The organism is Micromonospora sp. NPDC051925 (genome assembly GCF_044548625.1).
Classification (GTDB): Bacteria; Actinomycetota; Actinomycetes; order Mycobacteriales; family Micromonosporaceae; genus Micromonospora.
On sequence record NZ_JBIUCH010000017.1, the window covers coordinates 64,716 to 78,307 of the forward strand.

A 13,592-nucleotide genomic window follows, 5' to 3' on the forward strand; every position below is an offset into this window, starting at 1 on the left:
CCCAGCCCAGGCACGGCCCTCAGCCCCGCCGGTCCGGCGACATCCCCCGGACCGGCCCGGCCGGCTCTCGCCTCCGGACCTGACCGGGCAGGCGGGTCCTCCCCTGCGCGCCCGGGGGCGACGGTGAGCCGGGGGCGGCCGGTGGCCGACCAGACGGCGAGCGCGTCGACGGTGCCCCGGACGTCGTGCACGCGTACCCCCCAGGCACCGGCGGCCACGGCGAGCACGCTGGTGGCGACGGTGGCGGCTGCCCGGCCGTCGGTGTCCCGTGGGGTGCCGTCCGGGTCGGCGAGCAGGCGGCCCAGGTACGACTTGCGGCTGGCGCCGAAGAGCAGGGGAAGACCGAGGTCGAGCAGCTCCGGCAGGCGGGCGCTGAGCTCCCAGTTGTGCGCGGCGGTCTTGGCGAAGCCGAGCCCGGGATCGATCACGAGTCGGTCGGCGGTCACCCCGGCGGCCAGCGCGTCGTCGACCCGCTGGGCGAGTTCGGTCCGGACGTCGGCGACCACGTCGGTGTAGGTGGCCAGTTCGCCCATCCCGCGGGAATGCCCCCGCCAGTGCATCAGTACCCAGGGGCAGCCGGCGTCGCGGACCACCCGGGCCATGTCGGGGTCGGCCAGCCCGCCGGAGACGTCGTTGACCACGACGGCACCGGCGACGACGGCCGCCTCGGCCACCGGGGCCCGGGTGGTGTCGATGCTGACCGGCACTCCGGCAGCGCTGAGTTCCCGGATCACCGGCAGCACCCGGGCCACCTCGGTCCACGGGTCGATCCGATCGGCCCCCGGCCGGGTGGACTCGCCGCCGACGTCCACCAGGTGCGCGCCCTCGTCCCACAGTCGCACTCCATGTGCGACGGCCGCGTCGAGATCCGCGTACCGGCCACCGTCGGAGAAGGAGTCGGGCGTGACGTTGAGGACGCCCATCACCACCGGGCCCTGCGCCCGTACCAGATCGGTCACGACTAGACGGTACCGGTCGCGCCGAGCCGCTCCCGGAACCCCCACCGACCACCCCGTGGCGGCACTGACGTGCCGATTGGAACAGGTGTACGATCGGTCATCAGGGTCGATCGGCCCCAGTCTTCGCGGCTTGTCGCAAAGGGGGGCGGCCCGTACGCTGTGGAATTGCCCAGCATCAAGAGATGGCGAAGCGTGGAGGGAGGGCCGAAGCGGGAAAATCCCCCCAAATCTCGCCACGCTCCGTGGTGGGAAACCCGCACGGTGTCAGCGACGCCGCGCAGATTTGAGCACATTCCCGCCAGGCTTGCCTACTGCACCACCGCGGCACCGCCGGCCGCGCTATGGGGAGGTTCCAGTGATCGCCTTCGAGCTCATGGAGACGACGTCGTCCGGCGTCGCGCAGGTGCTGCACACCCTGGCGACGGCGCCGCTCGCCGAACCGGCCCCCAAGGGCATCGACACCAACGGTGTCGTCACCTTCTTCGCCAGCAAGATCGCACCCATCCTGCTCGCCGTACTCGGGGTCATCTTCATCGGCCGGGCCAGCCGGGGCGAGATCTCCAAGGTGCTCACCAGCTCGGCCATCGCGATCGTCGGGCTGGCCTTCATCGCCGGCGCGGCCACACTCTTCTTCATCGGTGACTACCTGATCGACCTGATCTTCGAATAGGCGCGGGCGAGACATGCGGCTGCGCACCGACGACGACATCTACCGGGCCCGCCTGGTCTACCTCGGGCCGCCCGGCTACACCCTTCCGGTCCACCTCCCGTACGCCCAGTACGGACTGTTCATGCTGCTCGTGCCCCTCTACATGTTCATCCACTGGCTGTTCACGATGCAGGTCGAGTTCTTCCCCGCCTGGGAGATCGCGCTCGCCATCGTGAGCACCTCGTTCATCTTCCGGTACGTCGACCCGGACCGGCCGGCGCGGATGGTCATCCGCACCGCGCTGACCGACTGGCGACGCACCCGGGAGCCGGCCGCCGAACTGCGGGATCCCCGCCTCGTCGGCAGCCGGATCAGGATCCGGGAGGAACTGGCATGACCGGGCGTACCCGCATCGGGCAGTCGGACCACATGGGTGAGGCGGTCGAATGAGTCGCTCTTCCACGCCGGGTTTCCCGGCCGGACGACACAGCGCCCCGCACGGTAACCGTGCGCGGTCGTTCGACTACCCCCAGGAGGAGCTGCGGGACGACGAGCCGTACGATCCGACCCTGCTCACCGGGGCAGGTCAGGGTGGGGTCGGCGTCTTCCAGGCACCCCGGCCCACGCCCGGTCGTGACACGCCCCCGGTGGAGCCGGTTCCCGCCACTCCGATGCTGGTGGGTGACGGCACCGACATCGACTCCCCCTTCCTCGATCTCTTCGGCGGCGGCCCGCGCCCCGGCGCCCCCTCTCCCGGCACCGCCAGGAGACGCGGCCCCGGCCGGGAGCACCAGCCCGTTCCGCACCAACCGGTCGCCGCGCCGACCCCACCGGCAGCCATCGAGGCGCAGGCAGCCCCGGCGGCGATCGAGGCGGCCCCGACGACGGAGCGGCCCGCCCGTACCCGGGTTCCGCACCAGCAGGGCGACCGGTTGGCGACGACTCCGGCCGCCGACCGGCCGGCCGAGCCGCCGCAGCGGGCACCACGCCGGATCCCGACCGAGCTGTTCCCCCGGGACACGGGCGAGCCGCTCACCGCACGGGAGGCAGCCGAACGGGCCCGCCGGGAGGCCACCGAACGGGCCCGGGAGGCAGCCGACCGCAGCCGACGCGAGGCCGCCGAGCAGGCCCGGCGCGAAGCAGCCGAGCAGGCCCGGCGCGAGAGCGCCGAGACGGCCCAACGCGAAGCGATCGAGCAGTCCCAACGTGAAGCAGCCGAACAGGCCCGCCGTGAAGCGGCCGAGCACGCCCGGCGTGAGACGACGGAAGCAGCTCGGCGCGAGGCTGCCGAGACGGCCCGACGCGAGGCCATCGAACGTACCCGGCGTGAAGCCACGGAACGAGGTCGACGCGAGACCGCCGAGACGGTCCGGCGGGAGAGTGCCGAGCAGTCCCGGCGGGAGGGGGTCCTGGCGGCCCAGCCCCGGCCCACCTCGGCAGCCCCGACGGCGACGGCCTGGCCGGAACACGTCGAACCGGCCTGGCCGGAGCCCGTCGCACCGGTCCGGGTGGAGGCCGTGACCGCGCCGGTGGGCGCGCTGACCGTCGAGCCGGCCCGACGCGAACTCGCCGAGCCCGATCGGCCCGAACCTACGGACCCCGGCCCCCGGGAACTGGCCGCGCCGAGGCAACGCGCGGCGAGTCGCCGTACCGCTCCGACCAAGCCGGTCCGGGTACGCCCACCGAAGATCAAGTTCGGTGATCGGGATCCCTCGATCGAGCTGGCGATCACCGAGATCGCCGGTCACCTGACCTTCACCCCCAACACGGTCACCGCCTGGTACTGGCTCCCCGAGGTCCGGTGGGCGTTCCGCCCGGACGCCGAACGCGAGGCGCTGCTCTCCGCGATCTCCGAGCAGTACGCCGGCCTGGCCGGCTTCCGGCTGCACCTACGCCGCACCACCCGGCCGTTCCCGGCCGACGAGTGGGCCCGCACCATCGACGCGCACACCGCGGCACCGCTGCCCGACGTCCCCGGCACGCCCGGCTGGGCCGACCACCTGGTCGCCGCCCAGCAGCACCTGATGTCGGTCAACCATGCCGAGGGGCAGACCTACCTGGGGGTCACCTTCGCCCGCCGCTCGCTCGGCGACTCGCTCACCGAGCGGTTGCTGCGCACCTTCGGCAAGGGCACCGCCGACGGAGAGCGCCGCAAACTGGGTCGCACCGTCGAGCAGTTCGACGAGGTGCTGGGCAGCTTCGGCATGCGTGGCCGGCGGGTCACCGCGCAGGAGCTGGAATGGCTGCTCTACCGCTCGGTCGCCCTCTGCATGGCCCCGCCCGGCACGCTCTCCCCGGTGACCAACGGCCGGTGGGAACGCGGTGACCTGCTCGCCCTCACCGAACAGGTCGAGCGCTACCGCACCCCGTACGGCACCACGGTCAAACTGGTCAACCGGATGACCGGCGAGGAACGGCACGTCGCCGTGCTCGCGGTCGGCCGGATGGAGCCGTTGGAGATCCCCGAACGACACGAGCCCTGGCTGCACTTCCACGAGCGGCTGCCCTGGCCGATGGAGATCTCCACCCGGGTCGACATCCTCGGTTCCGGCGACTCCTTCCGCAACCTCGAACACCGCTTGCGGATGATCCGGTCACAGCAGCTCGACTACGCCGAGCACGGCATCGACGCCCCGCCGGAGCTGGAACGACTCGCCAAGCGGGCGCTGGTGATCGGCGACGAGATGACCACCGGCCTGCCGGTGGACTCCGCGCGGGCGCACGGCTGGCACCGGATCGCCGTCGGCGGCCGGACCCGCGAGGAGTGCATGGAACGGGCCCGCCGGCTCATCCAGCTCTACTCCCGGGAGTTGCGCATCTCCCTGCAACACCCGAAGAACCAGGACTGGCTGGCCCGGGAGTTCATCCCCGGCGAGCCGATCGCCAACACCGGCTACGTCCGACGGATGCCGGTCCCGCTGCTGGCCGCCGCACTTCCCCAGGCGGCGTCCACCGTCGGCGACCGGCGGGGCGACCTGATCGGTCGTACCGCCGGGACCTGCCGCCGGCCGGTCTTCCTCGACCTGCACTTCCCGATGGAGGTACGCGAACGCTCCGGGCTCGCCGTCTTCGTCGCCGAACCCGGCGGTGGCAAGTCGACGCTGCTCGGCGCGCTCGGCTACCTGGCCGCCCGGCGGGGTGTGCAGGTCACCCTACTCGACCCGTCCGGACCGCTGGCCCGGCTCTGCGCCATGCCGGAGCTCAAGCCCTACGCCCGGGTACTCAACCTGACCGGGTCGGAGCCGGGAACGCTGGCACCGTACTCGCTCATCCCCACCCCGCTGCGCAGCGAGTTCACCACCGGCGCGGCGGGCGACCGGGAGTTCGAGATCGCGGTCTCCAACGCCCGGGCCGAGCGACGCATGCTGGTGCAGGACATCTGCATGATGCTGGTGCCGCCGCAGGTGGCCCGGGAGGCGTCCACCGCCACCCTGTTCCGACACGCGGTGCGTCAGGTGCCGGCGGAGGAGACGTCCACCCTGGACAGCGTGGTCGCCTGCCTCCAGGGGCTCGACGACGACGCTGGCCGGGAACTGGCCAACCTGTTGCTCGACACCGCCGAGATGCCCCTGGCCATGCTCTTCTTCGGCCGTCCGCCAGAAGGGCTGCTCGGTGCCGACGCGGCGCTCACCGTGATCACCATGGCCGGTCTGCGGCTACCCGACCTCAAGATCGAACGCGAGTACTGGTCGGCCGAGGAGGCGTTGGCCCTGCCGATGCTGCACACCGCCCACCGCCTCGCCGTACGCCGCTGCTACGGCGGGTCCATGTCGTCGCGCAAGCTCGTCGGCCTGGACGAGGCGCACTTCATGGAGGGCTGGCGCTCCGGCCGCTCCTTCCTGGTCCGGCTCGCCCGCGACTCCCGCAAGTGGAACCTCGCCGCCCTGGTCGCCTCGCAGAATCCGAAGGACATCCTCGGCCTCGACGTCCAGAACCTCGTCTCCACCGTCTTCGTCGGCCGGATCGCCGAGGACAGCGAGATTGCCTCCGAGGCGCTCCGATTGCTCCGGGTGCCGGTCGACGACGGTTACGAGGCCACCCTGGCCTCTCTCTCCGCCGTGGACACCACCTCCGCCACCCGGCTCGGCTTCCGCGAGTTCGTCATGCGCGACGTGGACGGCCGGGTGCAGAAGGTCCGGGTGGACGTGTCGTACGTCGAGGGCCTGCTGGATCACCTTGACACCACCCCCGCCGCGGTCGCACAGGCCGCCGGGATACTGCCGACCGTCCTGGCTGATCTGGAGGCGTGACAATGGCGAGGGCCCGGGCACGGATCACGGCGCTCCTCCTCGCACTCGGCGTACTCGCCGGTGCCACGATCGCCTGGCCGGTGGTCGGGGCCACACCGGCGTACGCCGGCCCGCCCGTGACGGCGCAGGCCGCCGCAGACCTCTGCACCACCAAGGAGTGGCAGACCGACTTCCGCACCTGCGTCGGCAAGCTGAAGCAGGTCAGCGAGACGGAGGTGGACTGTCGCAAGCCACCGGTCCCCTCGGCACCGGATTCCGGTCTGGCCGGCTGGTTCGCCTCCCGGCCCGACGCGTCCAAGCTTCCCGGGCCGAAGGGTCTCTACAGCGACTACGGCTATGGGGGCTACAGCTTCAACACGTACGACGTGGAGGGGGGCTGTGCCTCCACCGTCCTCCATCCGGACTACAAGTTCACCACGACCGTCGCCAACGGCGAACTGATGATGGCCACCGCGGTGGTGGGTGCCTCGAACGCGCTGCGGGAGCGCGCCTGGGACCCGCGAACGATGTGGAACTGGGCCGACCCGCTGGTGGAGAAGGCGACCAAGGCCGTCTACCAGAAGGTGTTCAGCGTCTTCGGAATCGTGACCCTCTGCGTGGTGGGCCTCTATCTGCTCTGGCGCTCCCGTCAGTCCGACATGAGCAACGCGATGACCACCGCAGGCTGGGCACTGCTGGTGATGGTCGCGGTGACCGCGCTCGCCGCCTGGCCGGTGAAGTCCGCCAACATTGCCGACGGCACGCTCATCACCTCACTGGGTGTCGTCCACGACGCCGTCGGACCTGCGGCCCGCGATATCCCACCAGACCGATGTGTCTTGCCGAATCCCGATGCGTGCGTGGACAAGCGCCCTCCTGCCGTCCGCGCCAGTGACACTGCCACTGAGTCGATGTTGTACCGCAACTGGTTGCGTGGCGTCCTGGGCTCTGCCGACAGCGAGACTGCGAAGAAGTACGGGGCGGCGCTCTATGATGCCAAGTCGCTCTCCTGGGAGGAGGCGGAGAAGCTCCGGCAGAACCCTGCCACCCGAGAGGCAACCATCAAGGCCAAGCAGCAGCAGTGGATGACCGTGGCCGAGCAGATCAAGACCGAGGATCCGGAGGCATATGAGTACCTCCAGGGCAGTAGAGACATGGATCGGATCGGCTCGGGGTTCATCGCGGTGCTGGCCTCATTGCTCTTCGCCATGTTCGACCTCACCGCCTCCCTGCTGGTGCTGCTCGGCTTCATGATCTTCCGATGGGCAGTGATCGCGGCTCCGATCCTGGGCACGGTCGGCCTGCTCCGCCCGGCCAGCGCCGGGCTGCGGCGGCTGGCGAACGCGGTGGTTGCCGCGGTCTTCAACATCGCCATCTTCGGCACCGGAGCAGCGATCTACCTGTTCGCCGTCGACCTGATCATGAGCACGCCCACGCTGCCCGGCTGGCTTCAGGTGGTGCTGGTCTGGCTCTGTGGTGTGGTCGGTTGGTTGCTGCTCCGCCCCTATCGACGGATCACCCAGTTGGGCGGCAAGGACAACAGTGAGGCGGTCAGCTCCGCCGGTTCGTGGCACCGTCGGTTCTTCCGGGACATGCGCGTCGCCGCCCGGCTCGACGTGGCCGAGCCCGGTGGCACGACCGAGCCGAAGGGCATCCGGCGGCGTGGGCCGGCGCTGGAACCGGCGAGCCAGCGGCCTGAGGCCAGACGGGAGGACCCGAGCCACTCCACGGTCACCACACCAGCTCACCGGGAACGGCCGGATGGACGGGAACGCGCCGAGGAGACCGGGCCGACCTCACCGTCGCGGGAGACCGGTCGCCCCACGGCCGCACCCCGCCCCCGTCGGTCAGCGGCGGCCTGGACCGAGCCGGACGTGCCGGAGGAGGCCCCGTCGTTCGTGGTCTACCGGCCCGACTCCGCTGAGCGGACGCCGGTCAAGCCCAGTCCCCGGATACGCTCCGAGGCCAGGTGAGAGCGATGCGACGAGCAGTCGAATTCCTCTTCACGCGGCTCATCCGCTCGCGGCTCGGCATCGCGCTCGTGATCGCCGTGCTGGTCCTCGGTGTGATCAGCACAGCCCGTCTGGTGTCCGGTCCTGGCGACCTCACGGCGGGACTGAGTAGCCGCCCACGTGAACCGATCACCACCGTCGACCCGGAGGAGGGCGACGACGGTGTCATCGCCACCCCGGTCCCTGAATCGCCACGCACCCGGCCCGGCGAGTCGACCCCCGAGCAGACGGCCACCCGGTTCACCACCGCCTGGCTCGGCGGACCCGCCACCACCGCTGAGCAGTGGCAGGCCAGCCTTAGGCCGCTGTCGACGCCCGCACTCACCGAGAAGTTGACGGGCGCCGACCCAGCAGGGGTGCCGGCGGAGAAGGTCACCGGTACCCCGATGCTCCGTCCTCGGACGGCGGTCTTCGCGGAGGTACTGGTTCCGTTGGAAAACGGACGGCTGCGGCTGGAACTGGTTGCGCCCGACGGTCGCTGGTTGGTGGATGCCGTGGACTGGGAGCGGGAATGACTGCTGAGATGCCAAGATCGGGGGAAGCCCCTCGCCGCCGGTTCCGGATAGGTGCTGTCGCTGTCGCGCTGACAGGCACCCTCGCGCTGCTCTGCTGCGGAGGTGGTGCGGCGTTCTTCCTGACCAACCTCGGTGGTGACCAGGAGAGCATGGTGTCGAACGAGCAGCAGTGCGATGACGAGCACCGGGTCGACGTCAACGTCACCGGCACCATGCCTCGGATGTCCGAGTACGGGGACAGTCAGTTGCGGAACGCGGCGATCATCATCAAGGTCGGTCAGGAGATGAAGGTGCCACCCCGGGGATGGGTGATCGCGGTGGCCACCGCGATGCAGGAGTCGGCCCTGCGGAACTTGTCCAACAGCACTGTCGCCGGCTCACGCGGTATCCCGAACGAGGGCGTCGGCTCGGACCACGACTCCGTCGGCCTCTTCCAGCAACGGGCCGGCTGGGGAAGCGTCACGCAGCGGATGAGCCCCGACTATGCGGCCCGCAAGTTCTACGAGAAGTTGTTGAAGGTCGACGGTTGGGATCGGATGTCGCTGACCCGCGCAGCTCAAAAGGTGCAGATCAGCGCTTATCCCGACGCGTATGCAAAGCACGAGGACCTCGCCAGTCAGATCGTCAATGCGCTGGCCGGTGGTGCCGCCCGAACGGTGCAGATCGCCGACCGCGCGGTCTGCGACCAGGCCTCCGCGCGGACCATCGCTGCTTCCGGGTGGACCGCGCCGATCGACGGCGGCGTCGGCTCCGGTTTTCGTACCGCGAGCCGGCCGCGCCACAACGGAGTGGACATCGGTGCCCGCAAGCGGACCGAGATCCATGCCGCAGCTACCGGTAGGGTGCTGGTCGCCCGCTGCGATCCGGACCACAGCGGACGTCGCAGCTGCGACGTCGACGGCTTCCCCGGCAAGGGCGGATGCGGCTGGTTCGTCGACATTCTGCACGCCGGCGGCTATGTCAGCCGCTACTGCCACATGATCGAAAAGCCCCGGGTGGTCCCCGGACAGCTCGTGAAGGCCGGCGAGGTCATCGGGTTGGTGGGCAGCAGTGGCAACTCCTCCGGCCCGCACCTGCACTTCGAGGTCCATGTCGACAGTGACCGCAGCTTCGCCGGCGGGATCAACCCGGTGCCGTTCATGCGACAGCGGGGTGCACCACTGAACGGCTCGGCATGAGGCCAGCGGAACGATGAGCGGACCGCTGCCGGACCCCTTCGCCGGGCAACCCGACTGGGCCCCGCTACCACCACGGCCAATCGAGATCGTTCCCGCCACAGGCCGGGTCGACTTGCGCGGCCGCCGAGTCCTCGTCGGGCTTCCGGGCCTCGGTTGGCGAGGTGACCTACGCGCCGACGAACGTGTGGTTCAGGGCAGTCGCACCTATGTGCCGATCATCCCCGAACACGAGTGGTACCGGGCGGAGTCCGACCAGGTGGAGGTCTTCGCCCCGCTTGTTCCGGTGGAAAGGGTGTGGGTGGAGACTCTGGGCAGCCGGCCCGCGCCGACCGACCCAGCGCGCGAACAGGGCATCCGGCTGGTCTCCCTGGACGGACCGACGCATCGGGCCCCCACCCCGGTCTTCGAGACGGATGCGGTCAGCGGCCGACGGGTGGTGCACGTCGAGGACTCCGTCGAACAGCGGGACCTTCGTGCGGTGACCGAGTCCTACTCGGGCGCGGATGGCGACATCTGCGTCCGGGTCACTCCGGAGTTGGAGTGGTACCGCTGGGCCTGGCGCGGCCAACCACCCACCACACTGGAAGTGCCAGTCCACCTGCTATGGATCGAGTGACTACTAGGCAGCCTTGGTCGCCTCGCAGACTCTCCAATGCGCGTTGAGGCGGGTCTGAAATCGCCACCGCTGGCGATCACTTTGAGAAATGCCGTCCACGGCGGCTGAGATAATGAGATCCGTCTCCACTTGGGCGATCTCGCCTTGTCGTTGCATCAGGAGGGCACCCCAGCTGACCGTAAGCGTGGTCGCGAAGCGGCGCTCCCTGTCACGCAAGTCGTCACGGAGCGCTCGAAGTTTGGCTAGTCCATCAGGGCTCCCCTCGCAGGCAAGGAGTTGTGCGCGGGTGTCGTTCTCGTTGACCAGGAACTCGCGGAGGTAGTTGTCCACCACGACGTCCGGGGCGCTTCGGTCGGGGGTCGCGGCTCGCTCGTACAGCACGTAGCCCGCCACCCCACCCCCCACGCAGAGCAGCGCCAGCACCCCGGCGACGACGGTGAGGACGGTCCGGAGCCGGCGGGGCGGACGCACCGGCACCGGCAACGGCGCAGGGGGTGCCGACTGGTCCGGTGGGGTCCGCTGCGCCGGTACTCGGGACACCTGGGAACCGGCGGGGGGCTGCACTGATTCCACCCCTTGAGGCTATCGGCTGGGCGCCTCGTACCCAATGCCCCGGAAGCTGCGGATCGTGATCGGGCGACCTCGCGAGGTGAGAGTTCACCGCCTTTCGCGACAAGCCCGGCGCATCGCCGTCGCGCTTCCCGGGGGAGCGGCCCCGGCTGGGATACGGTCTGCAGTCGGGGAGGTTTCCAACCTCGGAAAGAGGGGTGGACGCGGTGGCCGGTCCGAAGGCTCGTACGAACCGCGCCGCAGCCCTGCACCGCCGCGCTGCGGTCACCGTCGTCGCGGCCACCACCGTCCTCGATGAGATCCGCCCAGCCCCCGCCGACCAACGTCGCCAGTACGAGTTGGCGGATCGACTGCGTACCGCCGCCGCGCTGCTCGCCCCGGGCTGGGCCGGTGCGGCCCTGGAGACACTGTCGGCGGATGCCCCGTGTGGTGAGGACAATCCGCCGTTCGTCCGGGTCGGGACGGCGACACCGCTGGAGGACGCGCGTTTCCCCGCGCTGGTGCCGTTGCTCGGCACAGGGCATCTGACGCTCGACGCGGATGTCCGGGACTCCCGGGTGGCCGGCCTGCTGCGGGCCGTGCTGCTGCGGTTGCTGGCCGCCGCCCCGGCGGGCTGCCTGCTGGTACGCGGAGTCGACGGCGTCGCCGCCGGACCGGGCGCCAAAGGCACCACCACCGGACCGGGAACCGGAGACACCGGAGACACCGGAGACACCGGCACCTTCGCACCGTTCGCGGCGTTGGCCGATGCCGGTCTGCTGCCGTCACCGGCGGCGGACGTGGCCGGGCTGCGGGCGGTGCTCACCGAGGCCGAGCAGTGGGTGTCTCCGGGGGCGGGACGACCCCGTCGACATGATCGAACGCTGCTGCTGGTGATCGCCCGGCTGCCCGAGTCGACCGGCCCGAGCGACCTGGACCGGATCGTGGCGTTGGCCGAGCGGGGCCGGGGAGCTGGCCTGCACCTGGTGGTCGCCGGTTGGCCGGTGCTCGGCCGTCCGCCGTTGCCGCAGGCCACGCCGATCCGGCTGCGCACCTCGTACGCGCTGGTGGGTGACCCGCCGGGTAGCCCGTTCAGTGGGCCGGGCACCGACGGGCCGGGCGGCCTGAACTGTCCGGTCCTCGTCGACGAGGATCCCGGTCCGGAGTTGATCGGGGCGGTCTGTCGTCGGCTGGCCGATCAGGTGGAGGCGGGTTCCCGGCTGGGTCTTGCCGAGCTGTTGCCGCCCGAGGACGCGGAGCTGTGGACGACGACGTCGGTCGACGGCCTGTCCACAAGCGTCGGGGATGCCAGCGGCCGGCCGGTCACCGTGGGTTTCACCGAGTTGACCCCGCACTGGCTGGTCAGCGGCCGATCGGACGCGGGCCGCTCGGCGTTCCTGACCAATGCCCTGCTCGGCCTGACCGCCCGGTACGGCCCGGACGAGCTGGCCCTCTACCTGGTGGACCTGGGCGACGGCGAGTCGTTCGTGGAGTTCCTCCAGACCGAGCGGGACCGTTCGTGGATGCCGCAGGTCCGCGCAGCGGGGATGGCTGCCGACCCGGAGTACGTCCGGGACCTCTTCGACCAACTGGTGGCGGAGATCCATCAGCGGGAGGAGGCGGCGGCGCGGGCCGGTGGTCAGCGCTTCGCGGAGCTGCGCGACCACCAGGTGCTACCACGCCTCGTCTGCGTCATCGACAACTTCCCGCTGCTGCTCGCCGATCGGGATCCGGTAGCCGCCGAGGTGCTGGCCAGGTTGGACGGGCTGGCCCGGTCGGGGCGCGGGTACGGCGTCCACCTGGTCCTGGCCGGCGCGGGTGACCTGGGTGTCGGCGCGGGGCCGGCGCCTCGGGACTCCGTGCTGGGGCAGTTCCCAGTGCGGGTGGCGCTCGCCGGTGGCAGCGCGGTGTTGATGCCGACCAACGACGCCGCCGCCGGCCTGGCGGTGGGCAGTGCGGTGGTGAACACCGCAGGCGGGTTGGGGGGTCCGCGCGGTGCCACGCGCGGGCACGAGCGGCTGATCCGGTTCCCCGACCCGCATGATGCCCCGGAGGTCGTCGAGCGGCTGCGGCATCGGCTGTTCGCGGCGCGGCCGGAGGGTGCCGTACCGCCGGTGGTGTTCGCCGGTTGGGCCCGGCCGTTGCTGCGTAACGACCCGCGGATGCGGGCCGCCGTGGCCGGTCGGTCCGGCGCTCCCGCGGCCCTGCTGGGTCGGGCGGTGGACGTGGCCCGGACGACCGTGGCGGTGCCGCTGGGCCCGGTGGCGGGACGGAACCTGGCCGTCCTGGGACCGGGCGAGGCGGCGGCGACGCTGCTGGCGACGGCCGCGCGGAGTGCCGCCGCACACCATCCGCCGGGCAGCGCCGAGTTCGTGATCGCCCCACTGGCCGAGGGGTCCGCCCGGCTGGCCGCCGCGCTCGCCGCCGAGCTGGGCGAGTGTCAGCGGGTGTCGACGGTGGACGGGGCGGGGCTGCTGACCGTGGGCGGCGGTGCCGGACCGACCTATCTGGTGGTGTTCGGGGTGGACGTGCCGTCGGCGGAGGAGCTGCCGCCGGATCGGCTGCGCGCCCTGCTGCGGGATGGCCCGCCGGCGGGCCGGCACCTGCTGGGCTGGTGGCGGACGGTTCCCCCGTTCGCCGGGTTGTTGGAGCCGGACGGCGAGGTCGGAAAGTTGGCCGCGGTCGCCGCGGTCGACGTGCCGGGTGCCCAACTGGCCCCGGTCTTCGGACGGCCGGTGCAGTGGCGTCCCCGGCCGGGTCGGGTGGTCCTCTGGGACACCCCGGACGACCGGGGCACCGTACTGGTGCCGTTCGCCGACGAGGCGGACCAGACGTGACCGACCGCAAGCGGCACCGGGCACGTCCGACCGCAGGTCGAACCCGAC

8 protein-coding genes and 2 pseudogenes are annotated in these 13,592 nt (G+C 71.2%); 8 read left to right on the plus strand and 2 right to left on the minus strand.

Annotation, left to right across the window (positions count from 1 at the left end; genetic code table 11):
• Positions 1-110: 110 nt before the first annotated feature.
• Positions 111-959: pseudogene (folP, locus tag ACIG87_RS22765) on the minus strand (dihydropteroate synthase); the annotation flags it as partial.
• Positions 960-1,314: 355 nt separating this feature from the next.
• Between folP and ACIG87_RS22770 the strand changes: the two are divergent.
• From ACIG87_RS22770 to ACIG87_RS22800, 7 genes and pseudogenes are all read left to right on the plus strand, one after another.
• Positions 1,315-1,629 (plus strand): hypothetical protein, encoded by a 315-nt coding sequence (locus ACIG87_RS22770; protein ID WP_091247662.1) that lies wholly within the window; start codon positions 1,315-1,317, stop codon positions 1,627-1,629.
• Between the two features lie 13 nt (positions 1,630-1,642).
• Positions 1,643-2,005 carry a hypothetical protein gene (locus tag ACIG87_RS22775; RefSeq protein ID WP_396853029.1) on the plus strand — a complete coding sequence of 121 codons (363 nt, stop codon included), beginning with the start codon at positions 1,643-1,645 and terminating at the stop codon, positions 2,003-2,005.
• 1,198 nt (positions 2,006-3,203) lie between these two features.
• Positions 3,204-5,858 (plus strand): annotated as a pseudogene (locus ACIG87_RS22780) (ATP-binding protein); the annotation flags it as partial.
• Positions 5,859-5,860: 2 nt separating this feature from the next.
• The gene (locus ACIG87_RS22785) at positions 5,861-7,810 is read left to right on the plus strand and encodes an MFS transporter (RefSeq protein WP_396853144.1); all 1,950 of its coding nucleotides are present in this window, start codon (positions 5,861-5,863) and stop codon (positions 7,808-7,810) included.
• Positions 7,807-8,364 carry a hypothetical protein gene (locus ACIG87_RS22790; RefSeq protein WP_396853031.1) on the plus strand — a complete coding sequence of 186 codons (558 nt, stop codon included), beginning with the start codon at positions 7,807-7,809 and terminating at the stop codon, positions 8,362-8,364. Before ACIG87_RS22785 ends, ACIG87_RS22790 begins: the two co-directional genes overlap by 4 nt.
• An 8-nt stretch (positions 8,365-8,372) precedes the next feature.
• Complete coding sequence (locus tag ACIG87_RS22795) at positions 8,373-9,542, plus strand: M23 family metallopeptidase (RefSeq protein ID WP_396853146.1); 1,170 nt, start codon at positions 8,373-8,375, stop codon at positions 9,540-9,542.
• A gap of 13 nt (positions 9,543-9,555) precedes the next feature.
• Positions 9,556-10,158, plus strand: coding sequence for a hypothetical protein (locus ACIG87_RS22800; protein WP_396853032.1), 603 nt, complete (start codon positions 9,556-9,558; stop codon positions 10,156-10,158).
• Positions 10,159-10,161: 3 nt separating this feature from the next.
• Here ACIG87_RS22800 and ACIG87_RS22805 read toward each other — a convergent pair whose 3' ends face one another.
• Positions 10,162-10,722, minus strand: a complete 561-nt coding sequence (locus tag ACIG87_RS22805) for a hypothetical protein (protein ID WP_396853148.1) — start codon at positions 10,720-10,722, stop codon at positions 10,162-10,164.
• Positions 10,723-10,925: 203 nt separating this feature from the next.
• Between ACIG87_RS22805 and ACIG87_RS22810 the strand changes: the two genes are divergently transcribed.
• The gene (locus tag ACIG87_RS22810; RefSeq protein ID WP_396853034.1) at positions 10,926-13,544 is read left to right on the plus strand and encodes an FtsK/SpoIIIE domain-containing protein; all 2,619 of its coding nucleotides are present in this window, start codon (positions 10,926-10,928) and stop codon (positions 13,542-13,544) included.
• The last annotated feature ends 48 nt before the right edge of the window (positions 13,545-13,592 follow it).